Origin of the sequence: Pontibacter russatus (assembly GCF_009931655.1) — a bacterium.
GTDB classification, from domain to species: domain Bacteria; phylum Bacteroidota; class Bacteroidia; order Cytophagales; family Hymenobacteraceae; genus Pontibacter; species Pontibacter russatus.
On sequence record NZ_CP047984.1, the window covers coordinates 1,355,390 to 1,381,339 of the forward strand.

Sequence of the window (25,950 nt, forward strand, 5' to 3'; positions counted from 1 at the left end):
TTTATCCTGTAACTCAAGCTTTCTGCTACACAACCTTCAGCTATTTAAAGACAGTGAGCCCTATGCCGAACCAAAAAGAGAGTCTGATTGAGGACTTCGCCTTCGACTACCTGCAATCCTATTATGCCACCCGCACCGGATCGAACAGAATTTTAGCAGACAAAGCCGAGCGCACGAAGCAGGGGCAACTGGCGGACGGCCTCTTCTCTCTGTTGAACCCTGACAAAAGTATTTTTATTGCCTCCCTCCACACCGGCAACTCGCTGAAGATATCCAGCCTCCTGACTACTTACAAAAGCAAAGGCCTTGGCAAAACGCGCTATATTACAGCGGGCCTGCTGCTGCTTGCCTCTCTCTATATAGGTGTCATACTCGCCCAGTTGCCTTACCTGTATGCACTGCCTGCGGCGGCTGCCGTTGCGGCGGCCGGTTATATGCTGCACAGCGCCCTGGCAATCAGGAATCTGAAGCGCAAACTGACGGCGCTGCTCAACGACCTGAAGAAGGCTCCCGCTGACGAGCAATGGCTGGGTTTGTCCATCAGCAGCCTTGCCTTTCGCCATAATCCCCTGGCAAAGCATCTGCTGGCCGTTTGCCAGCGCCGTGGCATCGGGGTGATCACGGTAGGCAAGCGTGCCAAGGTGGTGCAGTTGCTCGAGCCCAAAACCCAGACCTGCCGCCGCGGCGATTTCCTGTCGCAGTACGAGGCGGAGGCGCGCATCCGGAAGAACCTGCTCGGAGACTCCTTCCTGCGTGTAGCCTAAGTTGCACCACCCCTGACAGGCAGACACAGCCCTTCGGTTGCAAATCGGCCTGCAACCGAAGGGCTGTGTCTTTAGTAAAAGACCGAAGTACCCGTGCTATCTCATCAAATAGCCATGACATTCTTCCTGTTAATCATACTTGCCCTCATCATCCTTATCGGCGTGATCTGGTTTAAGTCGAAGACCCCGAACCACTAAGCCGCCACTATGAATAATTTTGCCATACTTGGCTTTCTGCGCGCGCTGCAGCAGCACAACAGCAAACCGTGGATGGACCAGCACCGGGAGGAGTACCTGGAGGCGAAAGCCGGGTTCGCAAACCTTATCTCACAACTGCTGGCCGGCCTTCAGCAGTCCGACCCCGGCCTGCATGGCGTAACGGCTGCCGAGTGCCTGTTCAGAATAAACAAGAATGATTTCTCTAAAAAAGGAGAGCCGCCGTATAAAGGACATTTTGGGGCGGGCATGTCGCCGGGAGGCCGCCATTCGCCGTATGCCAACTATGTCCTGGTGCTGGAGCCAGGCGGAAAATCGAGGGCGGGCGGCGGCATACGGAAGCCCGGGGCCAAGCAACTGGATCTGATACGGGAGGAAATTGACTACAGCCCCGGCGAACTGCAGGGCATTTTGCAGGAACCGGCTTTTTATGCCACCTTTGGAGACTTGCGGGGCGTGCAGCGCAAATCAGCGCCCAAGGGCTACGGCAAGGCGCACCCGGAGATAGCCCTGCTCCGGCACACAGGCTTCCAGGTGTTGCGCTATTTCTCCGACGAGGAGGTCTGTTCGCCGGACTTTATCAATAAACTGACGCTGCTTTACAGGCAAGTGAAGCCCCTGCACGACTTTTTGAACCGATCTGTAACTGAAGAAACATAAGTGAAGAATCCCCTACTGATTTTTGCGTGCCTCACGCTGCTGCTCCTGAGCGGCTGCAGCGACGAGCCCAAGCGCATCCCCGACACGCTGCCCGATGTGCATGGCTATATCGGCAGCATCAAGCGCACCGCCAGCAACGACGAAGCCGTAAAAGCCATCGTGATGGTGAAAGCGATAGAGGGCCTGGAAGCAGACTACCCCGACGCCAGCATCAGGATAGACGAAGACACCAAGATAGAGGACGCAGCCGGCAAACCCCTGAAACTGGAACAGCTGCGCGAGGGGCACGAGATACAGGCCTGGTTCGAGGAGGGGGGCGTACTGGAGTCGATGCCGGTGCAGGGATATGCCAAGGCCATCCGGGTAATGGACTAGCGCCTATGCCACAGCCCGATGTTATATATGCCTGGCACCGGGTGTTCTCCTCGGAGGGGGAGGCCAAGGCACGGGTGGGGCTGCGGAAGCTGCACCAGTTGCAGCTGGATGGCCGGGACATTTGTTTTGCCCACACCGCCGCCGGCTTCTTTGCGGTGGCTGATGCCTGCCCGCACATGGGCCGCTCGCTGAGCCACGGCACCACCAATTGCCTGAACGAGGTTATCTGCCCCTGGCACAGCTACGCCTACAGCCTGGGGAGCGGCCGCGAGCGCGATTACCGCACCCGGGATGCCCCTATATATCCTGTTGAGGTGCGCAGCGACGGGGTCTATATAGGCATCCGCCAGCGACCCGCCGGGCAGCAAAAATAAGTCCGCGCCCTTCCGCTTGATATTTCCCGCTTTGCCTCACCTCCAGCCGTCGTTTTTCCGTATTACCTCTGCCAGCACCGCATTTCCCGGGCACGGCGGCAAGGCGGTATCCTATATGCACCAGTCCACATCTACAAGCCAGCGCGTATTTATGGCACCAGTTCTAACTGATTTCGATGATTTGGTGGCGGCATGGCCTGCGCCGGTGCGGCTCACGCACCTGGAGGGCGACCTGTTTGTGACGCTGAGCCTGCACGCGGACTACATCGAGGCGAAATGGGCGGGGCACATCACGGCCGACGATGTGATTACGGCGGCACAGGTTTTCCTCCTGCTGCTGCAGAAAACGGCTGTGCCGAAGCTGTTGAACAACAAGACGGACGCCTCCGGAGACTGGTCTGAGGCGAACGACTGGCTGGAGTTTGAGTGGCTGCCGAAAGCCCTGGAGGCAGGGTTCCATCGCCTGGCTCATGTTTACTCCAACAACATGTTCAGCAGGCTCTCGGCCCGCGACCTGTACCTGCGCCTCGGCCCGCGCATCAGCATGCGCACCTTCAGCGACCGCGAGGCCGCCGAGGCCTGGCTGCTTTCCGCCCCTACCGCTCAAGATGCCCAGGAACCTGTTGCCGATCAATAAAGCCTAAGCCTGCCGCTAGCGGAGCGCCACTGCCACAGGCGCCGCCGCAGTTACCTCCACCGTATCCAGCATCACATCCATTACAGGCTGCTCCATTACCGGGTAAGATATGGCTTCGTGGGCAGCCACTGCACGCTGCGGCTCCGGAACCTGCACTGTATTGTGCACGGCAAGGCCAAAACCGAAAAAAGAGGCGAAAAGAAGAACGACGATTTTCATAGTAGTAAAATTTAAAGTGTTTTGAGTGTCTTTCACTGCATCAAATATAGTATATAGTACTATGTATTGCAAAGTACTGTTGCGTACATCACCGCCTCTTATACCAACCTCCTCCTTCTGTCTCCCAACTTCCTGATAAATCAGACTAAACCCACATCAGTTTTTACTGTAACTCTGCTCGAAAACTCCGGTTCCTTTTGTGGCAGACTGGCGTTGGCTATTTCGGCAGAAAAAGAGCTAAGAACTCCAGCAAGACAGCCAGGATGTAGTTTACACTGTCAGAGTTCCTATATGTTCGTGTCTGGCCAAAGCTGCTGCTGCAAGGTTTTGTTTATATCGGACTCTATATATGGGTGTTTCCGAAGCCATCACCAGGCCCGTCCTGCTGTTCCTTTGCCGGAGGGGCTGCGCGGCCCTAAATAACGCTATGCGTTCAGCCACGTAGTAAAGTCCTGAACTATATATAACAGGCATATATCATAACGAGACTGCTATGAGCAAAAACGAAGGTATCCCACCGGGATGGAGTTATAACCCGGCTGCGTGGGGGCAGCGCCTGCCCATTGTGGGACTGGCCATGATTGGCTTCAGCATTGCCACTTACATGGCACTCTTCCAACTGAAGATACTGGACACTGTCTGGGAGCCGTTTTTTGGCAACGACAGCCGCAAGATTCTTACCTCCAGCGTCTCGAAAATACTGCCTATCCCGGACGCCGCGCTGGGGGCCATCGGCTACTTGGCCGACGCCGTGACGGGCGCGGTCGGGGGCACCCGCCGCTGGCGCACCATGCCCTGGATAGTGATCATGTTCGGTCTGGCGGTGGGCCCGCTCGGGTTTATCAGCATCCTGCTCGTGATTCTGCAGCCGGTGCTGTTCGATGCCTGGTGTACCCTCTGCCTTTGCTCGGCTGCCATATCCGTGATTATGATTGGCCCGGCCATGGATGAGTTTATGGCCAGCATGCAGTACATGAAGCGCGTAAAGGACGCCAACGTATCGCTCTGGAAAGCCTTCTGGGGATATAAGGAAGTACAGGGAAAAGTTATCTGACTATGTGGGCACAAATTATAAACGCACTGCTGGGCATCTGGCTCATGGCCTCGCCCGCCCTTCTTCGGTTTGAAGGCATCGCCGCCGACAACAGCCACATCGTGGGGCCTATTATCGCTTCGTTTGCGGTCATCTCGTGGTGGGAGGCTACCCGGGTGGTCCGGCTGTACAATATCCCCCCCGCCGCCTGGCTGCTGCTGGCCCCGTGGGTGCTGGGCTACGAGAGCACGAGCGCCCTCGTAAACGACATGCTGGTTGGGGCAGTAGTGCTGGGTCTCAGCTTTGTGAAGGGCAGGATAACAGAAAAGTTCGGCGGTGGCTGGTCCGCCATCTGGCAATCGGACTCGCCGCACGCGCAGGAGGCCCGGAGGCAGCCGCGGACGGAGATGGAGTAGCATTGCCAGCGCCCGTAGCGCCTCTCATCGCACAATTAGTACCCGGAGCGATAACTGGGGGCTTCACCATATGTGAATTTGAACGGCCCTTGCACCAGGCTCGGTACTCTCATCCCCGAAAATAGACTTTCAATGCTTCGGTCTCCTCAGATGCTGTTCCTGGGGCGGCTCACTATATATAAATCAAAACATCTCCCCCCTCATCTAAGAGCGCAGCACCGCAGGTAACAGAACAGACGGAGCAGTGTAACATCCCTACATGCGTAAAATCAAACCCGCAGCTTTTTAGCCCCACCCCCTTGATTTGGGCAGCCTTGCTGGTTGTAGTGTACCAGAGATCAATTATCAAGGTGAGCTATAACTGGTAAATAAGAGAAGCCCCTGAATCTCTTAGGAAAAGGCTTTTGCCTGAAAACATTGCAAACCCTCCCCACCTGATGCCATCACACATAGTGTCGACAGTCCTACCTGTTTTTGTATATAACCAGTTATTAAAATAATAATTTTTGCAGTAAGATATAATAGTTCAATTTTTAATTGCTATGTTTACATTGTTTAAAAGCTATAATTCCTCTCTTCAAACTTTCTATGATAGAAATATCTACCGCGAATAGGCTTATGGCCAAACGCGGGCAAAGCATTGACTACAACAGCATACCCTATACCATCGAAGAGTTGATGGAAATGACAGGCGCCATCCTATTCATGCACGCTTTGCTGCGATACCTGGCCAGGCATAATGCCCAGGTGTCCATTGTGAACAAGGAGGGCGGCGAATCCGAGCTTTAAAAGTGCTTCACCCCGTCAGCTCCCTTAAAACTGGATACTGGCTGGGGAGAACATGCCTGTAAAAGGCAGAAATTGTAAAATAGAAAACTCATATGATAAGCTTTGACTACTGCCTGCTTGCCGAATGGCCGCCGCTTGCTTGGGCGGCTGAGTGTGTCCCTTCTTCACCCGTTATTACCGTTTATCACGGCTCCAAGGTAGAAACTAGGGAGGCTTGGTTCTGCGAGGCCGTGTGGGACGGCGACTACGAATCGGGCGGCTTTGACCAGACAGACCTTGTTTTCGGTTCAGGAGCCCGCATTCGGGACGAACAGGCGACTTTCGTTTCATCGGGCACCACGCTGGATCGGCTGCAGGCGGTGCACTATGAGGGAGGGGTTTGGGTATCTAACTCGCTGGCCTGCCTTCTGGCAATCACAGATGCGAAACTGGACCCCAGCAGCACCGAGTATTTGCCCCATATAGGCACCATCGCAAAGGGCTTTAGAAGGTACGAGCGCGAACTGGCCGTATCAACGGGCACCGTGCGCTTCATGTACTTCAACAACCTGAGGTGGGACGGCACTACATTAACTGACCTGGACAAGCCGGACGACAGGCGCGATTTCAGCACCTTCGCCAAATACAACGATTTCCTGCTGGGGTCGCTTGGCAGCATTGCCTCCAATATGGCTGCACCCGGCCGGCGGAACCCCTACCAGATGCTCGGCACCCTCTCCTCAGGATATGACTCCACCACCACCACCGTGCTGGCACACAAGGTAGGCCTGCGGGAGGTGATCTCGTTTTCGAATGCCCGGGGCGGATTGGCGGATGATGGAAAGGATATAGCTGACTTACTGGGCATCAGGCACTCCACGATTTCACGCAGCGGCTGGAAGTCGCTTGATTTGGCAGAAGTGCCCTTCATTGCCTCTGACGCTAAGGGAGAAGACGTCTATTTCAGCGCTGCGGAAGAATTGTTGCAGGGCCGCGTGCTGCTGACAGGCTTCTATGGAGACAAAGTATGGGCAAGGGGAAACCTCCAGCCAGACCCGACGGTGGTACGGGGAGACCGCGCAGGATTGTCTCTTACAGAATACCGTCTGTGGGCAGGATTTATACATCTTCCGCTTCCCTTCATGGGCGTGCGGCAGCTTGGCGATATTAATGCCATCAGTGATTCTCCGGAGATGGCTCCCTGGGATATTCCGGGAGACTACAGCCGCCCCATCTGCCGCCGGATTGTAGAGGGAGCCGGTGTGTCCAGAGGGATGTTCGGAACGTCAAAAAAGGCGGCCTCGGTGCTGTATGGAAAGCGCAAGGATTCCTTTTCTCCTGCCACGCGCGATGCCTTGTACCAATGGCTACGCTCCCACTCCTCCCTTTGGGCCTCCAAAGGAAAAACCCCTCCTTATAAGGCGAGTAGGCTGCTGGAGCGCTTTCACTGGCCTTACAGCATATTGAAAAGGGGCCTGTACGTTTTAGGGCGCATTAGCCCCCTGCCTTTCGGTACTCGGCTACAAGGCCTCTCCCGCCGGTTGGAAAGCTTTGAACATCGTCTGAATCCACTGCTTTACGCTTTCCCCTGGGCAATAGAGGAAGCCAAAAAGAGTTACCGCGCTTTTGCAAAGCACCGAAAACATTGGAAGGAGGCATAGAGGGCCTGTCTAAAGATAAGGAGTTGCATCCCCATATCCTTAGACAGCAGCGTATCTACATTTCCTCCTATATAGCTTGAGCGGTGCTATGTCAAACTGATCGATGCGGGGTGGCTGAAAACCCATCCCCATTCAGGCGAAGAGCCGTTTCGTTCAAAAAAGACATGAAGTTCGCCCCGGCTCTCGACTTCTCTCACGGCTACAACCCGGACAGCGCATTCGGATAAAGGTTTAAAAACCTGCCCATATATGGATATATAGACGATAAACATACGCCAGCAAAAAGCGGAATGAAACGCCCCTGCTTTCGAAGCGCTTTGAAGGTGGGATGTGCTGCAGCAGCATAGGCAGGCTTATGTCCCGCATATGGCATCAGGCTTTGCCACACGGTTAGAAAGCAGAAGCACAAACAAGCTTTCCTTCCCGCGTATAGCTACCCATGAGCACTGTTTACCTGATCAGCGGCCTGGGCGCCGACTGGCGCATGTTCCGGTTTCTGAAGCTGCCGGCGCACCTGCAGCGGCATTACGTGGAATGGCTGCCTCCCCAGCACATCAGCGAGCCCCTGCCTGCTTATGCGCAGCGCCTGAAGCAGCAGATAACCGATCCGCACCCCATCCTCATCGGGCTGTCGTTCGGCGGACTGGCGGCCATTGAACTGGCCAAAATCCTGCAGCCAGGTAAAACAATTATCATCTCGAGCCTCGCCACACGCCATGACCTGCCGTGGTACTACCGCGCATTGGGTAAGCTGAGGCTGCACCAATGGGTACCGCTGCGGGTGCTGCAGAGTGGCCTGCCTTTCGCGCCCTGGTTCTTTGGGGCACACACCCGACCAGAGAAGACGCTTTTGAAGGAAGTTATACTAGGTGTAGATGCCGCGTACCTTCGCTGGTCGTTGGGGCAGTTGCTGGACTGGCCGCAACAGGAAGTGTTGCCGGGGCTGGTGCAGATCCACGGCACCGCCGACCGGGTGCTGCCGCTCAACGACAGGCCGGGCCTCATCAAGGTAACAGCGGGCGAACACTTGATGGTCATGGACCGGGCCGATGAAATAAGTGCTATCTTGCGCAAAATTTTAGCAAGCGCATGAGCAAGAGCAGATACATCGTCACCACCCCCGGCGGGCAGCAAGTAGACCTTACACACGCCGTCATCCTGAAAAGCAACAACCTGTACCCGTTCGGCCAGCACAACTTCGCCATCTATGAAACGCCGGAGGGCAACTTTGTGAAAGGCCTTAACAAAGGCGAGCGCGAAGTGATGCTCACGCATTTTGAGCAGCTGGACGAAGCCGCCGCCCGCAGTTACAGCCACCCCTATATACGCAAAGACGAGTAACCTCGGAGACTGGGCCTGATGCGCAAGTTTGCTCCAGCGTGAATTTATATACCCTAGGCGCAGGGGCGAGTCTGCACCGGCCGGTATATATAATACCAATATCAAATGAGTTCTGCGCGTTTGAAAAGTTCAATTTTAAACTCCCCCTCCAAGGAGGGAAATTAGCTTTACTGAGCAAGGATGGTTCTTCAAACAGGCATCTTTGAATTGATACCAGCCGTTGTAAATGTTGTTGTGCGCCACCCTGTTCCCGTAAGTCTGCATCAGCAGCAGCCCCACCGCCGAGGGATATACCTCGCCGAAATGGTGCAGTTCGTTGTCGGAGATGACGTTGTTGCCGTTCCAAAGCACGGGCGGGACCTCGTCCGTGCCTCCATTTACCCGGGACCCTCCCGCCCCGATGTGGCTGATGGTGTTGTAAGAAAATTCATTATCAGTACTGCCCTTGCCCACTTCAAAAGCGAAGGTGCCGATGTTCTTCACCGTACGGTTATTCGATGGTGCTAGGCAGACTCGGGTCACGGGAGTTGCATCGCCTGCAGGCAACCTGAATGTGTCTCTCCTCGGGCATCTACTTGATGTCCTTGATGTGGATATCCAAGGTGAGCGGCTCCAGGCTACCCGCTCCCGTCTCAGCTTCGAAATCAGAGGGTGTCTCTCCGTACTGGAACACCTCCCACTCTTGCTGCTATTCTATGGTACCTGCTCAGCCAGTAGTCTCAGTTTATGGGTGTGATTTAATATATAAATGTCAGGATAGCTTTTTGATCTTTTTCCAAGGCTACCTCAACAACACCTCCCTGCATTTTCTTTTTCCTGTTTGACTTGTTTATCTTTACCCTCACCCCCTTGGCATTCTCTGGAACTTTTACTCTGAATGTATTGGTTATATCGGCCTGCAGGGATGCCTGCTGCAGGACATTGTCCTTCCATTTAGCACCCGTTACCCCGCCGCCTCGCACACGTAAACCTTCATAGTTCCCGTCTTTCCATTGCGGAGGCAAAGCAGGTAAAAACTGTATGAACCCGGCGTGGCTTTGCACGAGCATTTCAGCTATACCCGCCGTTCCCCCAAAATTACCATCGATCTGAAAAGGCGGATGCGCGCAAAATAAATTCGGATAAGTGCCTCCTCCATCGTTCATATTGAATCCTTGATAATTTGTGGGCTTTAATAAATCCCGCAGCAGTTTGAAGGCACGGTCTCCATCACCCAGGCGTGCCCATAAATTGATCTTCCAGGCAAGAGACCAGCCGGTACTTATGTCGCCCCGCTTCTCGAGGGAAGCCTCGACGGCCTTAGCAAGTTCAGGGGTACCGGATAGGGTAATTTCATTGCCCGGATATACTCCCCACAGATGAGAAACATGGCGGTGGTGCGGGTCGGCTTCTTCATATTCTTTCAGCCACTCCATCAGCCTTCCATCCGCTCCAATCCTACTTGGTGGCAACTTCGCTCTGGCCTCTTTCAGCTTTGATCGGAAGCCTGCATCTATATCAAGCGTCTGAGAGGCCTCAATTACGTGAGAGAATAGCTGCCGGATGATTTGATTATCAACGGTGGGGGCTATGGCCACGTGGGCTGTTTTCCCGTTAGGCAGGCGAAAGGCATTCTCAGGAGAATTAGAAGGTGCAGTTACCAGCCACTCATGCTCAGGATGCTTCACCAAAGTGCTCAGGTAAAATTCAGCAGAACCTTTAATGACGGGGTATAGTTTTCGCAAGTAGGCGGTGTCCTGCGTAAAGGCGTAATGCCGCCACAGCATATGGCATAACCACCCGGAACCGGAGTTTGTGGCTCCCCAGGACGGGTGTTCCCCCGGAGAAGTATACCCCCACACATTCGTGATGACATGGGCGACCCAGCCTTCCCCCTGGTAGTAGACCTTCGCGGTTTTTTCCCCTGGCTCCACCAGGCTTTCCACCAGGTCAAAAAAGGGCTGGTTCAACATAGGCAGGTTGGTCACATCCAAAGGCCAGTGGTTCATCTGAATATTGATATCAAGATGATAGTCCCCGTTCCAGGGCGTATCGATAGTGTTTGCCCACAAACCCTGTAAATTGGGGGGCAATAACCCCGGCCGGGTACTGCTGATCAAGAGGTAGCGCCCGTACTGGAAATACAAGGCGGCTAAACCAGGGTCATCCGCTTCTTTCTCAAAAGCTTTCAGCCGCTCATCGGTGGGTAAGCCTTCCACTTTCGGGTTCACGCCCAGATCAAGAGTCGCGCTGTGTAACAGTGGCTGGAAAGCCCTGACATGCTCCGTTTTCAGCGTCGCATATGGCTTTTGAACGGCCATACGCATCAAATCAGAAGCCTTCTTCTCAAAATCCGCCTCTTTATAATCCGTAGCGGCAGAAACATATAAAACAACCGCATTCGCCTGTTGCAACTGAAGCGTGCTGTCGTCTGCTATGATATTACCCCCTTCCGGCTTCAGCCGGACTTTCGTAATATACCGCATTCCGTTTCCATCGGTACCGTTGTTTAACTGCCCACGCATCACCATTTCCTCTCCTTCTACAGTCGTTTTATATCTTTCAGGCCGGTCCAAGTTAACTGTAAGATTCAGCTTCCCGGGCTGGTCGGCAGAAAGTCGGATGATGATAACGTCGTCGGTAAAGCTGCTGAAGTATTCTCTTTTATAGTTTACGCCGTTGATAGTGTAGCTACTGCTGGCGATGGCACTGTCCAGGGACAATGCCCTTTTGTAGCCTGAGACTTGGATAAGGGAGGTATCAATGCCGTAGTCGAGTTTCAGGTGCAGGTTCCCTAATACCTGGTAACTGCCATAAGGCACGTTCGCTCCCTTGCCCTGCCCCGATCCTGGTCCTTTACTCACAAAAGTTTTATACATCAGCGCCTCTGCCTCATCGTTTTTTCCTTCAAAAAGCAGGCGCCGTATCTCAGGCAGATACTTTACGGCTTCCGGGTCATCCGCATCCTGGGGCCCGCCCGACCAGAGGGTAATGTCATTCAACACAATGTTTTCGTTCAGTATATTCCCATCGGGCATAGCACCCAACCGGCCATTTCCCAGGGGAAGAGACGCCTCCCATATTTGGGCTGGCTGCTTATACCACAGCCGGGGTCCGTTTTGAGCATAGCCGTAGTGAATAAAACAGAGACTTATCAGGAAACTGAGCAGGAAATATTTATACGTCATCTTTTTAAGGTTTACAAAGCGGAAGTGTGTGGTAGTCAAGAGGAATTTAACAGAGGGCCAGTTACTAAACCAGATTGTCCCGGTCCTATCTACTGTTTTTAAAACTAAGACGGGCCTTTTCACCTTTCTTGATGGTTCTTTCATAGATTTCTCCATCATATAAGTGTACACCCTCTACCCAGCAATCGCCATCGAAAGGATTCATTAATCTTACCACCACGTCCTTTTCTGATTGTAGTGTCGTTTCGACAACAGTGTCTTTTTTTATGCTGGCTGAAACAGACACCCCTCCCTGGGCTCTGAATCCTTCGAAAGAGGCCTTTTCCCAATCATCTGGAATAGCAGGAAAGAGTCGGATGAAACCCTCATGACTTTGCAGCAGCATTTCCTGAAGTCCTGCGGCAAAGGCAAAGTTTCCCTCCAGTGTGAATGGCCGGTAGGTGGCATTGCTGTAACCCTTTCCAGACTGGTCGCCATTGACATGGAAACTATTGGGAAGGCAGAAACTTGTCGCAAAGATTCTCAATGTCTCTGCGGCCCCTTCTCCGTCCAGCATTCTTGCCTGTAAGTTACCCAGCCAACTAAAGGAATATCCCACCCAGGCTGAAGTTCCCTGCTTCTGGAGGTTCTCTATAGTGTTGCGGATGATGGCCCGCTCCTTCTCTCCGTCTGACCAATTAATTAATCCCAGCGGGTGAATCGCCATAAGGTGAGAAAAATGCCGGTGTGATACCGAGTAGGGCTCTCCTGGGGCAACCATCAAGCCGGTCTTGCCATCAACAGCCAAATCCGGCCACTGGGAAAGCAGGGCCTTCCATTTTGCCGCTTCGTCCTTCTTGCCAAGTTCAAGAGCCAACTCTTCTGCTTTGGCATAAACAAACCTTATAATAGCCAGGTCAAAATTGGTTGTGCTTCCAAACCAGGCCTCCCGGCTATTATCGTGAAATTCAGGAGAGGAGCTGATTGGCAGCTTTCTGTATCCACCTTCTCCAGTCTCAGATACTTCGTCCAGGTAAATAGCTACTTCTCTAAACCAAGGGTATGCCTTTTCCTCTAAAAAGTTCCGGTCCATTGTGTAGCGCCAATGAAGGTAAAAATGCTGTGCCAACCACCCTGATACCGTTGGACCAAACGCATATTGAATCCAACCTCCCATGGGTTCACCAGTAAGGGTCGTCACACCGGGAACGTTTAGCCCTTTGGTACCAAAGTAGGCTTTCGTATATTTTACGAAAGTAGGATAATTATCCCAGAGCCAATTAAGGTATCCCTCCCCCAGGTCTATATGGTTGGATGTATAGCAGGGCCAGTAGCTTAATTGTGTATTCAGGTCATGATGGTAATCACCTTTCCATGGGGGCAACTTGCCATTATCCGCTGTCCAAACGGCCTGTAAGGATATGGGAGGGGCATCCTCTGGCGGTTGCCCCGAATTTATACTGTTCTAAATACCATTGCTTTTCAAGAACTGGGTCAGGAATATTGATCGATGACTTTGACCAGTACCGCTCCCACCAGCTTACGTGGGAAGTAAAGGCATCTTGGAACCCCTTTTTGAAGCTATACTCTGAAAAACCCGCTGAGGAGACCGCTTCAGCCTCGGTTGTCATATTGGTAGTGATACTCCAGCAACCCTCTATGCCTGAAGGAGTCTCTTCCCACCTTACCGTAATCTGGTATTCAAAGTCTTCCCACCCCGGCTGGGTGTAAACGATGGATGACTGCTGCTTTATGATTTCCCCTTTGGGATAACAAAGCCGCCTTAGATCCTGTCCGGTAACCGGGTTATTTTCTTGTGATTTCCCCTCCAGGTTATAGGCGGGGATAATCAGTTCGGGCTTGAAGTGATTTGCGTCGATTCCCTGGAACTGAAACCACCCCATAGGCTCTTCGGCATGGACAAAAGTGGTCAGTGTCGCCCCCGAATCCCATTCTACTTTGCAGGTGGCCTCTCCTAAGGACAGGCTGCTACTGATTACCTTTCCAAAACCCTCGGTGCTGAATTCCAAAGCGCCACCCGGGATTTTAGACGGGGCAGGAAGTCGGTCGTAGGGTTCATCAAACAACTGCTGTACTTTCTGGTATTCATTGCTTTCCCATCGGTCTACTACCCACCTATATTTCCATTCCTCCCTCTCCAGGTTCTCCATTTTTCTCAAGTCCCAAAGGTTCACATTGTCGAGGGAGAGCCTTAGCTTACCCTCCTTTTCCCAGACTAAAGCCCCAATGTGCCCGTTACCCAAAGGAATACCTTCATCCCATACCTGAGGTAGGTAGTCATAAGTTAAATCATTCCTCTTATACCCTTGCAAGGCATCGTCACTTTCCTGTTCGTTTACCATTTCGGCGCAAGAGAGTAAAAGGAAGGAAGAAGAAACAAAAAACAATAGAACTTTTATCATACATGGAGGCTGTTTTGATTCTATTCCGTTAATTTCTTCTGCACGACATGCAGAGATTATTGTTCCAGCACATTGGATTAAGGCCCAATACTCTCTCAAGCATGCTGGAGATGAAGCCCATGGAACGCTCATCGCTTCCACACCTGTCTCTGGGGCTTAACAAGCTGATAGTACTTCTACTGCTTGCCATTCATAGGCAAAGTAGTATACATTGAAGATCGGTTGTAGCAACCCTGCGTGCCCTTGATTCTTCCTCTGGTCAAAGCTGTTCTAAGCCGGAAACCTAAAAGTGCAACCAGACGCTCCTAAGAAACCTCTGGTTGCTTTCAGGCTACAGATAGTCCGGATTTTGCTCGAGTACTCCCTGGCTTTTATCGATTTCAGTCTGTGGAATCGGCCACAGGTAGAACCGCTCTTCAAAATGATAGGGCAGGATACCGTCCGTTACTCCGTTTAGTACCGTTTCCGCTGTCCGCCATCTTTTCAGATCGTAATACCGCAGCCCCTCAAAGGCCAGTTCAATCCTTCTTTCGTGGCGGATTCTTTCTCGCATCTGCTCCTGATTCAGGCCCGCTGGGATATCGGGCATGCCTGCCCTGGATCTAACGGCATTAATTGCCTCATAAACCGACGGATCAGGCCCAATGAGCTCATTTTGTGCCTCCGCATACATGAGCAACACCTCCGCATACCGGAGCATCACCCAGTCCTGCTGGCTTTGGGTAGAATAGCCATAGGGCATCAGGCCCGGGCTGAGAAATTTGGCTACCCCATAGCCTGTGGGCCTGTTATTAGACGGTGAGTGTACCTCCCCATCGATTGTTACCATATCGAAGAATACTGTCGTCTCCAGGCGCGGGTCCCGGTTCTCTGTGGGATCCTCTGGATTGGTTAGAGGAGAAATGCCCCATGGCAGGCCGTCAATGCTTTCGTAGGCGTCCACCAGGTCCTGCAGCGGGCTCACCACCAACCAGTCACCGTACCATTGGTCCATAGCGGTGGCATTGTCCGGAGCCAGAAATTTAACAGAGAAAATTATTTCCTTGTTTCCCTCCTGCGTTCCATCCCTGAACACGTTCTCGTATACCGGGTCCAGCTCATAGCCGGCCCCCATCACCGATAGAAGCAGATCTCTTGCCTGGGTCAGCATTTCAGGATCGGGTTGCCCGTTTTCATCATAGGCGGCATATAGCAGCACCCGAGCCTTCAAAGCCTCTGCTGAGGTTTTCACGGCATGCCCGTTGTTGGTGTAGTAGGGCTCGGCGGGCAGCGATTGTATGGCAAAATCCAGATCAGACATAACCTGGCCCAATACCTGCTCGGCAGGCGCCTTAGGCTGTACCTGCGTTTCCAGCGTCAGGGGCTCGGTAACCAAAGGCACGGCACCGTAGCTGGAATACAGCTGAAAATAAAAATACCCTCTCAGGAACCTGACCTCCGCTTCATATCGTGCCCCAAGTTCGTCGTCAATATCTGCGCCCTTATATGCATCTAATTGCTGCAGAAAGATGTTAAAGCGGGCAATGGCCTGGTAGCTCGCATTGTAAACATCAGAAATGTACCCCCCGGTGGAAGGAGAGATATTGCCCTGAACGATGGCCTGACTCCCCCAGTAATTATGTTGCCCATAGCCATTATCAGTCAGCGCATCCATGTTAGGCATTCCGGCGGAGAACATTCCATTCTGCAGCGTTGCGTAACTTGCGGCCAAGGCCATATCAAAATCCGACTTGGATCGCCAGAAGTTAGCAGAGGATATCTGGTCGAGTGGGTTCTTCTCAAGAAAATCTTTTTCACAGCCGCTCGAGACAAGAAGCATAGCGCTTAAGAGGCTATATATATACTTTTTCATAAACCTTATGTCTAAAATTGAATGTTAAGCCCGGCAGAGTAAATCTTGTTTTGAGGGTAGTTCAGGAAGTTCCCGTTGTCCGCTCTTTCCGGGTCCAGTCCAGGGTAGTCGGTAATCGTCCAGATGTTGTCGCCGGAAACATATAGCCTCAGCCGTTTTACACTTATCCGCTGCGTCAGGGACCCCGGCAGGGTATACCCTATGGTCAGGTTCTTTAGCCTGAGGTAGGTGGCGTCCTGCAGGAAGTAAGTCGAATTCCTGCTGATTTTACTCGGCGCGCTGAATCCCCAGTACATTTTAGGTACGGTGGCAGACGGGTTCTCTGGTGTCCAGCGGTCTCTCCAGTCAGTCGTTGGAGGGGTTCCCTGTATAAAGGGTATGGTTCCCCAGTTGTTGACAAAAACACTGCGGCCGCTTTCTCCCTGGAAAAAGAAGGACAAGTCGAACCCCTTCCAGGAGGAACTCAAGTTAAACGCGTAGTTGAGGTCCGGGTACCTACCGTCAACAGGAACCCTGTCATCGTCATTGATCACATTGTCTCCGTTCTGGTCCTTAAACCGCAGGTCGCCGGGCTCCGTTTTGTCATTGTACTGCTTGGGAGCAGCCGCCACCTCGTCAGCGCTCTGGAATATCCCATCCCACTCAAGCATATAGAAGGTGTCCCATGGCCTTCCCTCCTCTTTAATGGTTATACCCCCGATCTCCTTCTCCCCAAACTCCGTCAGTTCGTTCCTGAAGTGGTCAGCATTGAGTCCTATGTTATAAGTAAGCCCCTCAAACACCCCGGACTTGATCTCATTCCGGTACCCGAGGCCCAACTCCACCCCTGTATTGGCCATTGTTCCATTGTTCACGGTGGGGGCGCTCAAACCTACTATCCCGGTTATCTGCGAACTTCTCAGAATATCCGTAGTGGTCTTTTTATACCAGTCGAAAGTGACTGAAAGGCCTCTGAACAGGGTCATGTCAACCCCGACGTCCGCAATTTTGGTGGTCTCCCAGGTGATGTTCCGGTTTGCAAGCGATGTCTGGGCCGCGCCGGAGGACAGGTTCGCGTTGTCAAACGGGTAGTTGCCGGTCAGGCTAAGAATACTTTGGTAGGGATAAATGCCGATGTTCTGGTTGCCCAACTCCCCGTACGAGCCGCGGATCTTGAACTCGCCCAGCCAATTGAAGCCTGCGTTCTTTATGAACTCTTCTTCGCTTAAGCGCCACCCGGCTGACAAGGACGGGAATACCCCCCATCGGTTATCCGTGTGCAAACGGGAAGTGCCGTCATACCGGAGGTTGAATTCCACCAGGTACCGCTCCCTGTAGTTATATCCCAACCGGCCAAAGAACGACTGCAGGGCCCACTCGTTGGTTGAACCGCTGGAGTTCTGTACCGCGGGGCTCCCGGCGTTCAGCTCTCTTAATACATTGCTGGGGAAATCCCTCCGGTATCCGTAAAGGTATTTGAACGTGTTCTCTTCCTGGCTGAACCCAAGCTGTGCATTCAGCAGATGCCCTGCACCTATCTCATTCTCATACTTGAGGTAGGTGAACAAGTTGGTGTAGATGTTTCGCTCCTCCTGGTTGACCAGCCCTCTGCCACCCACATCGAGGTCGGACATAAATTCTCCTGAATGATAATTATACAGCGGTACCTGGGGTCTCCAGTCGCTCCAGCTCCCAAAGTCGCCGACGATGGCTGCCTTTGTATACCAGCTTAGGTTTTCGAATATTTTCACATCCGTCCAACCCTGCACATTTACATTATAGTTAACGGTATTCCTCAGAACATCATTTTCAACTATGGCAAAAGGGTTTTTGTTGTTAGACTCAAAGTCGTATGCCTTGAAGGTATAGCGGCCGCTTCCGTCCGGCAGCCACGGAAGGTAGGTAGGCGCCTGTGACAGGGTTGCCAGGAAAGTGTCCCCGGAGCCCTGCCGTGCAGCCGTTCTGTCTCCTTTCATCAACGAGACGTTCGCCCCGAACTGAACCCTGTTGCTGATCTGCGACCCTATGTTGAATTGGGCATTGTATTTCTTATAGTCAAACCCCTTCATGACCCCCTCCTGGTCCACATATCCCAGGGCCACATAAAAATGCGTGTCCTTGCTGCCTCCATTGAAGCTCAGGTTGTGCGTGAAGGTGGGGGCAGGATTGAACATGATATCCACCCAGTCGGCGTTCGGGTAGAGGGTTCTGTCTGTCGCGTTGCGGTAGAGATCGATCTGCTCCTGCGTGTACAAGCCGGAAGTGATGCCGGTATTAAGCTTGGCTTCATTCCACAACTCCATATACTCTGCGGAGTTGGTAATCAGGTCCAGCATCTTCGTGGGAGTGTGTACCCCATAGTTCCCGCTGTACTCGAAATTGAGCTCGCCTGCCTTTCCTTTTTTGGTAGTGACCAGGACAACCCCGTTTGCGGCACGGGAGCCATATATGGAAGCAGAAGCAGCGTCTTTTAAAACAGATATGCTCTCGATGCTATTGGGGTCCAGGTTGGCAAGGTTCCCTTCCACCCCGTCTATCAGCACCAGCGGGTTGGACCCGGCGCCGCTGAAAGTGCCGATCCCCCTGATGCGCACAGACAAGCCCTCATTGCCTGGCTCTCCTGAGTTCTGCACTATCCTTACACCAGGCATTCGGCCCTGAAGCGCAGAAACGGGGTTCGTGACTGGTCGCCTGGTGAGCACCTCGCCGTCTACGCTTGCTACAGAACCCGTCAGGTTTTCTTTTTTCTGTGTCCCATACCCCACCACCACCACCTCCTCCAGGGCCTCGGTATCCGGCACCAGCGCCACATCAACCACAGCCCGGTTGTTTATCGGCACTTCCTGCGTGGTGTAGCCAATGAAGGAGACGACAAGGGTGCCGTTGCCGTCGGGGGTGGCCAGGGAGAAACTCCCGTCCGCACCTGTTGCCGTGCCGGTGGTGGTTCCCTTTAGCAATACTGTCACGCCCGGCAAGCCCTCCCCGTTCTCATCGGTGACGGTGCCGGAAACGGTCACAGCCTGGTAAGTGCTCTTTCGCGCGGAAACGGCCCTGTTGTGCAGCGCCAGCAGGGTGCTCGCCTCAGCGGCTTTTTGGGGAGGGTTGGCAGCAGCAACTACCATCGTGCCAGCTCCAGGGTATTCCTGCGCCTGCACGGGATACTGCATGGCGCATAACCCCAGGAGCAACAGCGATAGCCTCCCCCTGCTCTTCCTCATGCCTGAAAAGACTTCTAAAGCCTTTTTCTTGTGGTGTAGCTTTTTTTCCATATGACTGTTTAAAATTCGTTTCAGAGACAAAATTAAATGCTACAATGACCCGGAAGGCAGGCCGGCAACAGGGGAGGCATTCACCTAAAATCGCTTTATTCAAGTCGGAGTCAAGGACTGTTTGCAGTATCAGCAGTTGCGTATAGGCTGATGTAAACAGTGCTTGCCGAAATATAATTTAGAGTGACCCCTCACTTATACACAGCTTCAAAGAAATGATTTAAAACAATTACTTCAGCGCTTAATGTTATCCTACTATTAAGTTATTTTACCATCAGCTGCCTGCTCTACACCTTTAGGTAGAATATTTTTATTAGGGGAGGCACAGAAATATTATAAACCATACATGCCATACTCCATTCCCGTCGCACTCTGAACGTGCAATGTCACGGTTCAGGTCACGTGCTATTTCCACAGTGTATGGCACGCATGACATAGGTGAGATTGCCGTCCTGCACGCTTCTCTACCATACCGCGACCTATTTGCCGGGTATGCATAAGTTCTATTATATAAAAGAATGGGGTGCAGAAGCAGGAGTTTCGGAAACAATCATGAGTGGGTAATGGAGAGAATTGCTTTGCGTGAGGAGCAGCGTCAGAAAAAAGCCTTATGGCTGCGGCACCCTTCTCGGGCGGTATCGCAACCATAAGGCTTTGTAAAAAATCAGAATAGCAGAAGCGGGGCGCCAAAGCTATATATAGCCATGCGCCGTGTATGCCATATATAGCCTACGCCTTGCGCCAGGGGCCGGTGACGGCTACGGTTATACCCGCGCCCTGCAGGTTGACGAAGTAGGTGTCGCCAGACGGCGAGAACACGCCTCCGGCAAACTCGCTCTTGAAGCCCACGTTTTGCGCCAGTTTGTAGAACTCTCCCTTTGGGGTGATGCCCACCACATAGGGGGCCGGATTGTCTTCGCACAGCACTAAGTCGCCCCACTGCGACACGGTCATGTTGTCGCAGGCATTGGCGATGGTCGAGTCATTCGGCTCCACGAAAAGCTCCAGCTTTCCGGGCTGGCTCTTTTCCTCTGCTTTTCCCTCATAGGGGCTCGGCACGTACCGGAACACCTGGCCGTGCATGGTCTTGCCGCCGTTTGTGCAGGCAAAAAAGACCTCGTTGTTCCCGAACCACATGCCCTCGCCGCGCGCAAAGCGGGCGGCCCCTTTGTCGAAGCCCTGCAGCCGCAGGTCGTTCTCCGGCGATTCCACGTTATCGATGTCTATCCACTCCACCTCGAAGGGCTGCCCCACCGGAAACTCCGGCGTGGTAAGGTCTGCCCAGTTGCGGGTGTCATAGCTTTTCTGCTCCCGTATGGCCAGCGCCTGCAGCCTGCCCCCTTTCAGCAGCTTGCCGTTCTTTTTCGGGATGAAGCGGTAAATCAGGCTGTCGCCGGTATCCTCAGTCATATACACGATGCCTGTGCGCGGGTCCACCGAAACGGCTTCGTGGTTCATCCTGCCCATGGCCTTGATGGGCTCTGCCTTGGTAAGTTTCACCTTCGTGCGGGCCGGAACCTCAAAATTGTAGCCGTGTTCTTTCTCGCAGGAGTTCGCCTCGCCCGGCTTCAGCACAGACTCCTCGCAGGTAATCCAGGTGTTCCAGGGGGTGAGCCCGCCGGCACAGTTGCGGGTGGTGCCCACCAGGCTCAGGAACTGCTTCTCGACCTCGCCGGTGGCGGGGTTATATACCACCGTGGTGGTGCCGCCCAGTTCGGGTGTCACGCCCTTACCGAAATCATAGAATTTGTCTTTGTCTACTTTCGACAGGAGTTCGTTCTGCGCCCCAAACGGACTTCCGGACAGGCTGTTGCTCTGCAACTCATGGTTCCGCACCAGTATGACCCTCCCCTTCGGCCCCTGGAAAGTCGCCATGCCGTCCGGCGCGCCGGGCACAAACAGGCCATCGCTCATAGGGTCTCCGGTGCGGGAGATAATCTTGTAGGAGAATCCCTTGGGGAGGTTCAGAATACCCTTCGGGTCAGGGAGCAGCGGGCCGTAGCCGACATTGTAACTGTTGCGGGCGCTGGAGGAGGCCGCAGCGGGCGTGTTCACAAAGTATTGCAGCCCCATAAATCCGATGGAGGCCATCCCGGCCATTTTCAAAAAGTCGCGTCTCGAGTTGCTCTGCTCCTTGTTCATGATTATCCTGGTTTATATATAATGCGATGCCAACAGGCCTTTAATTGAAAAGTGAAAGGCTTTTAAATTAATGAAACCTAATATCGGCATTATAAATGAAAAAAGGTACATCTATATATAGCCAGGGTTCTGCGCTTTGTTTATATATGGCTTTGACAGAGCATTTTATATGTAGATGGTTTTTTAAACGTAACATTCCCACCCATTATTTAACAGTGCCTTGCCTTTAGGATGCGGCAAACCTGCTGTTAAAACTTAGGGTCATATATAATACTCCTTCATGTCACGCGCTTTGCACCCCGTGAATTCCAGCAAGCTTCATGCACAATTCTAAAAGCCCCGCCTACTGCAGGCTGAAGGCATATGTTTTGCCTGCCTCTGTCGGGAAATCATAGAGGTAGGTCTCCTTCAGTTCTATGCCATCCAGGTCTGCCTTTGGCGACACGAGCGGCTCTTTCACGTCCGGCACCTCGTAAAACGGGTTGGGATTTTTGCCGCTTGCCTTCACCAACTTCAACGGGCCGTCGCTCTTGATAGGGCTATATACCCGGAGGCGGCAGTTGCCGCCGAGTTCTGATGTGACAGTCAGCTTGTCTATCTTCCCGTTTTTCCACGAAATATCCACCTCATATCCTCCCCTCGCCCAGAGCCCTTTCACACTGCCGTCAGGCCAGTTATCCGGCAAGGCGGGCAGCACATGCAGCGCGCCGTCGTGGCTCTGCACGAGCATTTCGGCAATGCCAGCCGTGCAGCCGAAGTTTCCGTCTATCTGGAAAGGCGGGTGCGCGTCCAGCATGTTCGGGTAGGTGCCGCCAGCGCCAGCGCGTTCGGTTACCAGTTGCAGCTGGTTTGTCAGCAGTTTGTAGGCATGGTTGCCGTCCAGCAGGCGCGCCCACAGGTTCACTTTCCAGCCCATCGACCAGCCCGTGGACGGGTCGCCGCGGTGGATGAGCGAGGTACGGGCGGCCTCGAACAGCTTGGGCGTGCGGTAAGGCGATATCTGGTTGCTGGGGTACAGGCCGTAAAGGTGCGACACGTGCCGGTGCTTGTCGTTGGGGTCGTCCCAGTCGTGCAGCCACTCCTGCAGTTGCCCGTGCTGGCCCACCTGCATCGGCGGAATACGGGCGAGTTTTTTCCTCAGTTCCTCCTGGAAGGCCTTGTCGGTATTCAGAACCTGCGCCGCGTTGATGGTTTTGTTGAACAGGTCGAAGATCAGTTGGTTATCCATGGTAGCCCCTGCCGTGATGGATATCTTCTTCTCCGGGTCGTAGCCGTTTTCGGGAGAAATGGACGGTGCCACTACCAGCCAGTGATTCGTTGGCTCCTCCTGCAGTACATCCGTGAAATACTCCGCCGCGCCTTTCAGCACCGGATAGTATTCCTTTAGAAACTCCTTGTCTCCGGTGTAAAGGTAGTGCTTCCATATATGCTGGCTCAGCCAGGCGCCGCCCATGGGCCACAAGCCGTAGTAGGCCGGGTCTACCTGGCCCGTAATCCGCCATATATCGGTGTTATGGTGTAGCATCCAGCCTTTGGCGCCATATATCCGGCTGGCGCTCTCCCGGCCCGTCACCGACAGGTCTTTCAGCATATCAAAAAGGGGGCCGTGCAACTCCGACAGATTGGTGACTTCCGCCGGCCAGTAATTCATCTCGGTGTTGATGTTGATGGTGTACTTGCTGTCCCACGGTGGCGACACGTGGTCGTTCCAGATGCCCTGCAGGTTGGCGGGTTGCGTGCCCGGCTGGGAAGAAGAGATGAGCAGGTAGCGCCCGAACTGGAAATACAGGGCCGCCAGCTGCGGATCATCGGCTTTGCTGAACTCCCGGATCCGGGTGTCGGTTGTTTTCTTTGCGGCGTCTGTCACGCCCAAATCCAGGCTCACCCGGTCGAAGTATTCGCGGTAGGCGGCTATGTGCGCCTTCAGAGCGGCGGCATAGTTTTTTCTGACCGCTTGCGCTATAGAGGCTGCTGCTTTTTTGTTCGCATCCCCGCTCAGGTCTTTGTAGTTCTTGAAATTAGAGGCCATTGAGAGGTAAAGCGTGGCGCTGTTGGCCTTGCTGACCTTCACCTTGTTGTCCGCTGTTGTCACCTTGCCGCCATCCGTTGTGGCCTTGAGGTGTGCCTGAAACTTCACGCGCCCTTTCTGGTTTTCATGGTCACCTGAGTTTCCGGAAAGCACCAGTTTCCCGTCCTCCATATATAACTCGTGCTGCATCGGGCTATCAAAGCTGGCATCGAACGAGATTTTGCCTGGTTTGTCGGCTGTCAGGCGCACAATCAGCACCTGGTCCGGAAAGGAGGTGAACATCTCGCGCTTGTACGTCACGCCATCCGCCTCGTAGGTAACGGTGGCCACGGCTTTAGCGATGTCCAGGTCGCGGTAGTAGTTTTTGAAATTCTGATGCGCGGGGAAATCCAGCAGCAGGTCGCCTACCAATTGGTAGGGCATGCCGCTGTTGCCGTGAGGGCCCATTTCCTTATCCGCCAGCTCCTGCGCCTCCTTGTACTTCCCGGCAAAGAGCAACGCCCGGAGTTTGTCTATCACCTCCCGCGCATCGGGTTTCACGTTGTTGTTCGGCCCTCCGGCCCACACCGTCTCTTCGTTCAGTTGCAGCTTTTCCTGCTGCGGGTTCCCGAAAATCATCGCGCCGATTCTGCCGTTGCCGATGGGCAGCGCCTCGTTCCAGTTAGAGGCTGGCTCGTCGTACCACAGGGTCATATCGCCGGGGCCGGAGCGCTGGAAAGAAGAGTGCAGCAGCCATACCAGCAGGAAAAAGGCTGGCCGAAGCAGCGCCTTCGTACATGTGTTCCTCATATTGTTAGTTTTACCGGGAGCGGTATATGGTTTTGTGATGAGAAGTGCTCCCTCCAAAGAAAAGGTTTCTGAGGTAATTTAACGCTATTTCCCTTACCCAGCAAGTAAGGGATATTACCGTTTACCCGAACAGGCACCAGCATCCCCGTGAAGCGATTGCCCTATACAAGCTCCATTGCCATGGCAGTTCTGTACCCGCCACAACCTATATGTAAAAGCAAAAGCACCTGGCTATATGCTCGCCAGGTGCCTCATTCTACTTTACATCTTTTTTTAATACCCTGGGTTCTGCCCCCCGAGGCTTGGGTTTCGTTGCAGCTCCGATTCGGGGATCGGGAAGAGCAGGTGCTGCTCTCCAAACCGCTTGCCCCAATAATTCTCATACCCCACCACATCAACAAAATTTATTTCTCCCCGGTTGGTCTGCGACGTCACCGGAAATTTCCGGGTCCGGACGATATCCTGCCACAGCTGAAACTCAAACACGAGCTCCCGGAAGCTCTCCCCCCAGACTTCCTCCACAAACTCGTCCTCAGAGAGGCCGCTAAGCTCGGCTTCGATTTGAGCAGGAGTCATTTTCCAGTAGGCCCTGCTTCTTACCTCGGTCAGGTAATCCACCGCCTCGGCCGTGACACCCTGGGAGCGGGCTATCGCTTCGGCGGCTATCAGCAGCACATCGGAGTAACTGTAGGCTACCGCATCCTTCCCGGAACTGGCGGTTTCGAACACGGCCTGGTCATCGTGCCACATATAGGGCGCCGTCTCGAAAGTTTTCACTTCGCCGTTATCCAATGTCAGAGAAGAATGAAAATACTGCTTCTCCTGTATTCTCAGATCCTGCTCCGGGTCATAGCCCCACAGGAACTCGTCAACTGGCTCGTAGGCGTTGTTCGTGATGGCGTAAGCCACATATTGCGCCATCGATACCGGGTAGGTCCACTGCGGGTAGTTGTTGCCGGCAATGTTGATGGCGTACTCGTGGTAGAAGACATACTCATTGGGGGATGCATCCCCCAACCGGAGTTTGTTATAGGCGCTGTTCGTCACCTCGCTTCCATTCCTGTCGTGCTGCGTCAGGCTGTAGGTACCGCTGTTGATGACGCTCGTTGCCATAGCGGCCGCATCCGCATACCGGTCTTCCTGCAGCGGGAACCCGCTCATGGTAAGGTAAACATCCGCCAGCAGGGTGGCTGCCGCCCCCTCCGTTACCCGGCCCCCGTTGTTGGCCATGGAGATTTCCGGCAGGCCGCCCTCGTTCACGGCGTACAGCAGGTCCTCTTCTATCAGGTTATATACCTCCTTGATAGAATTCCTCTCGACGTAGAGGCCTTCAAGCGATTCGTAGGGCTCCGTCACCAAAGGAACCTCTCCAAACATCCTGACAAGGTTAAAGTAGGCGTATGCCCGGAAGAACCTGGCCTCCGCTGTGAGCCGCCTGCTCTCTTCCTCCGTCAGCCCCGGAGTGGTGGGTATATACTTGATGGCATTATTTGCCCGGGATATGCCCCGGTACATGTCGTCCCAGATGCTTCCTAGATAGCCGTTCAGGTTGTTCCCGTTCAGGGTGAGCTGCTGGGCGTGCTGCACATGCACCTCCTGGCCTTTGTACTCATTGTCGAAGAAGCCGGACATGTAGTTGCCCAGCATCGCCTCGGCGCCGTTGTACACGCCACCGTCAAACATCTGCGGCGCGCCCGTCCTGTAGAGGGAGTTAACGGCGTTATAGGCATGCGCCGGCTGCGTGAAGTTCTGGCTGGCGGCCAGTTCGTCCTTTGGTTCCTCTTCCAGGAAATCCTTGCAGGAAGCGAAGCACAGCAGACCGGCCAGTAGTATAATTGCATTTATCTTTTTCATGTC

Annotated in this window: 21 protein-coding genes; 11 read left to right on the plus strand and 10 right to left on the minus strand. The window is 53.6% G+C overall.

The window, feature by feature from the left end:
• The first annotated feature begins 62 nt into the window (after window positions 1–62).
• The 5 genes from GSQ62_RS05590 to GSQ62_RS05610 all read left to right on the plus strand — a co-directional run bounded on the left by GSQ62_RS05590 (window position 63) and on the right by GSQ62_RS05610 (window position 3,026).
• On the plus strand, window positions 63–764 hold the full coding sequence (locus GSQ62_RS05590) for a hypothetical protein (RefSeq protein ID WP_161888598.1): 702 nt from the start codon (window positions 63–65) through the stop codon (window positions 762–764).
• A 207-nt stretch (window positions 765–971) separates the two neighbouring features.
• Complete coding sequence (locus GSQ62_RS05595; RefSeq protein ID WP_161888599.1) at window positions 972–1,640, plus strand: DUF2461 domain-containing protein; 669 nt, start codon at window positions 972–974, stop codon at window positions 1,638–1,640.
• Complete coding sequence (locus tag GSQ62_RS05600) at window positions 1,641–2,015, plus strand: DUF3221 domain-containing protein (protein ID WP_161888600.1); 375 nt, start codon at window positions 1,641–1,643, stop codon at window positions 2,013–2,015.
• A 5-nt stretch (window positions 2,016–2,020) separates the two neighbouring features.
• Window positions 2,021–2,389 carry a Rieske (2Fe-2S) protein gene (locus GSQ62_RS05605; protein WP_161888601.1) on the plus strand — a complete coding sequence of 123 codons (369 nt, stop codon included), beginning with the start codon at window positions 2,021–2,023 and terminating at the stop codon, window positions 2,387–2,389.
• A gap of 151 nt (window positions 2,390–2,540) precedes the next feature.
• Window positions 2,541–3,026 carry an STAS/SEC14 domain-containing protein gene (locus GSQ62_RS05610; RefSeq protein ID WP_237587010.1) on the plus strand — a complete coding sequence of 162 codons (486 nt, stop codon included), beginning with the start codon at window positions 2,541–2,543 and terminating at the stop codon, window positions 3,024–3,026.
• Window positions 3,027–3,041: 15 nt separating this feature from the next.
• Here GSQ62_RS05610 and GSQ62_RS05615 read toward each other — a convergent pair whose 3' ends face one another.
• Window positions 3,042–3,245: a hypothetical protein gene (locus GSQ62_RS05615; protein WP_161888602.1), complete on the minus strand. Its 204-nt coding sequence runs from the start codon at window positions 3,243–3,245 to the stop codon at window positions 3,042–3,044.
• A 493-nt stretch (window positions 3,246–3,738) separates the two neighbouring features.
• Here GSQ62_RS05615 and GSQ62_RS05620 point away from each other — a divergent pair, with 493 nt between their 5' ends.
• The 6 genes from GSQ62_RS05620 (at window position 3,739) to GSQ62_RS05645 (ending at window position 8,464) form a co-directional block, all read left to right on the plus strand.
• Window positions 3,739–4,299 carry a vitamin K epoxide reductase family protein gene (locus tag GSQ62_RS05620; protein ID WP_161888603.1) on the plus strand — a complete coding sequence of 187 codons (561 nt, stop codon included), beginning with the start codon at window positions 3,739–3,741 and terminating at the stop codon, window positions 4,297–4,299.
• A 2-nt stretch (window positions 4,300–4,301) separates the two neighbouring features.
• The gene (locus GSQ62_RS05625) at window positions 4,302–4,694 is read left to right on the plus strand and encodes an SPW repeat domain-containing protein (RefSeq protein ID WP_161888604.1); all 393 of its coding nucleotides are present in this window, start codon (window positions 4,302–4,304) and stop codon (window positions 4,692–4,694) included.
• 618 nt (window positions 4,695–5,312) lie between these two features.
• Window positions 5,313–5,483, plus strand: coding sequence for a hypothetical protein (locus GSQ62_RS05630; protein WP_161888605.1), 171 nt, complete (start codon window positions 5,313–5,315; stop codon window positions 5,481–5,483).
• Window positions 5,484–5,575: 92 nt separating this feature from the next.
• A complete protein-coding gene (locus tag GSQ62_RS05635) occupies window positions 5,576–7,123 on the plus strand; it encodes a hypothetical protein (protein WP_161888606.1) in 1,548 nt (515 codons plus the stop codon).
• A gap of 439 nt (window positions 7,124–7,562) precedes the next feature.
• On the plus strand, window positions 7,563–8,216 hold the full coding sequence (locus tag GSQ62_RS05640) for an alpha/beta fold hydrolase (RefSeq protein ID WP_161888607.1): 654 nt from the start codon (window positions 7,563–7,565) through the stop codon (window positions 8,214–8,216).
• The gene (locus GSQ62_RS05645) at window positions 8,213–8,464 is read left to right on the plus strand and encodes a hypothetical protein (RefSeq protein ID WP_161888608.1); all 252 of its coding nucleotides are present in this window, start codon (window positions 8,213–8,215) and stop codon (window positions 8,462–8,464) included. Before GSQ62_RS05640 ends, GSQ62_RS05645 begins: the two co-directional genes overlap by 4 nt.
• Window positions 8,465–8,599: 135 nt before the next feature.
• On the opposite strand, the gene GSQ62_RS05650 is transcribed toward GSQ62_RS05645, so the two are convergent.
• The 9 genes from GSQ62_RS05650 to GSQ62_RS05690 form a co-directional block, all read right to left on the minus strand.
• Window positions 8,600–8,947: a hypothetical protein gene (locus tag GSQ62_RS05650; RefSeq protein ID WP_161888609.1), complete on the minus strand. Its 348-nt coding sequence runs from the start codon at window positions 8,945–8,947 to the stop codon at window positions 8,600–8,602.
• Between the two features lie 254 nt (window positions 8,948–9,201).
• Window positions 9,202–11,631: a glycoside hydrolase family 95 protein gene (locus tag GSQ62_RS05655; RefSeq protein WP_161888610.1), complete on the minus strand. Its 2,430-nt coding sequence runs from the start codon at window positions 11,629–11,631 to the stop codon at window positions 9,202–9,204.
• An 85-nt stretch (window positions 11,632–11,716) separates the two neighbouring features.
• Window positions 11,717–12,994 carry a glycosyl hydrolase family 95 catalytic domain-containing protein gene (locus tag GSQ62_RS05660; RefSeq protein ID WP_394351346.1) on the minus strand — a complete coding sequence of 426 codons (1,278 nt, stop codon included), beginning with the start codon at window positions 12,992–12,994 and terminating at the stop codon, window positions 11,717–11,719.
• Between the two features lie 7 nt (window positions 12,995–13,001).
• Complete coding sequence (locus GSQ62_RS05665; RefSeq protein WP_161888612.1) at window positions 13,002–14,033, minus strand: hypothetical protein; 1,032 nt, start codon at window positions 14,031–14,033, stop codon at window positions 13,002–13,004.
• 331 nt (window positions 14,034–14,364) lie between these two features.
• Window positions 14,365–15,852 (minus strand): RagB/SusD family nutrient uptake outer membrane protein, encoded by a 1,488-nt coding sequence (locus tag GSQ62_RS05670; protein ID WP_237587011.1) that lies wholly within the window; start codon window positions 15,850–15,852, stop codon window positions 14,365–14,367.
• A 44-nt stretch (window positions 15,853–15,896) separates the two neighbouring features.
• Entirely contained in the window at window positions 15,897–19,133 is a 3,237-nt protein-coding gene (locus GSQ62_RS05675; protein WP_202621847.1) for a SusC/RagA family TonB-linked outer membrane protein, read from the minus strand.
• A gap of 729 nt (window positions 19,134–19,862) precedes the next feature.
• Window positions 19,863–21,275, minus strand: coding sequence for an alkaline phosphatase PhoX (locus tag GSQ62_RS05680; RefSeq protein WP_161888614.1), 1,413 nt, complete (start codon window positions 21,273–21,275; stop codon window positions 19,863–19,865).
• Window positions 21,276–21,618: 343 nt separating this feature from the next.
• On the minus strand, window positions 21,619–24,093 hold the full coding sequence (locus tag GSQ62_RS05685) for a glycoside hydrolase family 95 protein (protein WP_161888615.1): 2,475 nt from the start codon (window positions 24,091–24,093) through the stop codon (window positions 21,619–21,621).
• Between the two features lie 273 nt (window positions 24,094–24,366).
• Complete coding sequence (locus GSQ62_RS05690) at window positions 24,367–25,947, minus strand: RagB/SusD family nutrient uptake outer membrane protein (protein ID WP_161888616.1); 1,581 nt, start codon at window positions 25,945–25,947, stop codon at window positions 24,367–24,369.
• Between the last annotated feature and the right edge of the window lie 3 nt (window positions 25,948–25,950).

What these genes read in the sequence shown, in the direction of transcription:
- GSQ62_RS05590 (WP_161888598.1), top strand. Translation starts at nt 63, where the DNA reads ATGCCGAACCAAAAAGAGAGTCTGATTGAGGACTTCGCCTTCGACTAC.
- GSQ62_RS05595 (WP_161888599.1), top strand. Translation starts at nt 972, where the DNA reads ATGAATAATTTTGCCATACTTGGCTTTCTGCGCGCGCTGCAGCAGCAC.
- GSQ62_RS05605 (WP_161888601.1), top strand. Translation starts at nt 2,021, where the DNA reads ATGCCACAGCCCGATGTTATATATGCCTGGCACCGGGTGTTCTCCTCG.
- GSQ62_RS05610 (WP_237587010.1), top strand. Translation starts at nt 2,541, where the DNA reads ATGGCACCAGTTCTAACTGATTTCGATGATTTGGTGGCGGCATGGCCT.
- GSQ62_RS05615 (WP_161888602.1), bottom strand. Translation starts at nt 3,245, where the DNA reads ATGAAAATCGTCGTTCTTCTTTTCGCCTCTTTTTTCGGTTTTGGCCTT.
- GSQ62_RS05620 (WP_161888603.1), top strand. Translation starts at nt 3,739, where the DNA reads ATGAGCAAAAACGAAGGTATCCCACCGGGATGGAGTTATAACCCGGCT.
- GSQ62_RS05625 (WP_161888604.1), top strand. Translation starts at nt 4,302, where the DNA reads ATGTGGGCACAAATTATAAACGCACTGCTGGGCATCTGGCTCATGGCC.
- GSQ62_RS05630 (WP_161888605.1), top strand. Translation starts at nt 5,313, where the DNA reads ATGGCCAAACGCGGGCAAAGCATTGACTACAACAGCATACCCTATACC.
- GSQ62_RS05635 (WP_161888606.1), top strand. Translation starts at nt 5,576, where the DNA reads ATGATAAGCTTTGACTACTGCCTGCTTGCCGAATGGCCGCCGCTTGCT.
- GSQ62_RS05640 (WP_161888607.1), top strand. Translation starts at nt 7,563, where the DNA reads ATGAGCACTGTTTACCTGATCAGCGGCCTGGGCGCCGACTGGCGCATG.
- GSQ62_RS05645 (WP_161888608.1), top strand. Translation starts at nt 8,213, where the DNA reads ATGAGCAAGAGCAGATACATCGTCACCACCCCCGGCGGGCAGCAAGTA.
- GSQ62_RS05655 (WP_161888610.1), bottom strand. Translation starts at nt 11,631, where the DNA reads ATGACGTATAAATATTTCCTGCTCAGTTTCCTGATAAGTCTCTGTTTT.
- GSQ62_RS05665 (WP_161888612.1), bottom strand. Translation starts at nt 14,033, where the DNA reads ATGATAAAAGTTCTATTGTTTTTTGTTTCTTCTTCCTTCCTTTTACTC.
- GSQ62_RS05670 (WP_237587011.1), bottom strand. Translation starts at nt 15,852, where the DNA reads ATGCTTCTTGTCTCGAGCGGCTGTGAAAAAGATTTTCTTGAGAAGAAC.
- GSQ62_RS05675 (WP_202621847.1), bottom strand. Translation starts at nt 19,133, where the DNA reads ATGGAAAAAAAGCTACACCACAAGAAAAAGGCTTTAGAAGTCTTTTCA.
- GSQ62_RS05680 (WP_161888614.1), bottom strand. Translation starts at nt 21,275, where the DNA reads ATGAACAAGGAGCAGAGCAACTCGAGACGCGACTTTTTGAAAATGGCC.
- GSQ62_RS05685 (WP_161888615.1), bottom strand. Translation starts at nt 24,093, where the DNA reads ATGAGGAACACATGTACGAAGGCGCTGCTTCGGCCAGCCTTTTTCCTG.
- GSQ62_RS05690 (WP_161888616.1), bottom strand. Translation starts at nt 25,947, where the DNA reads ATGAAAAAGATAAATGCAATTATACTACTGGCCGGTCTGCTGTGCTTC.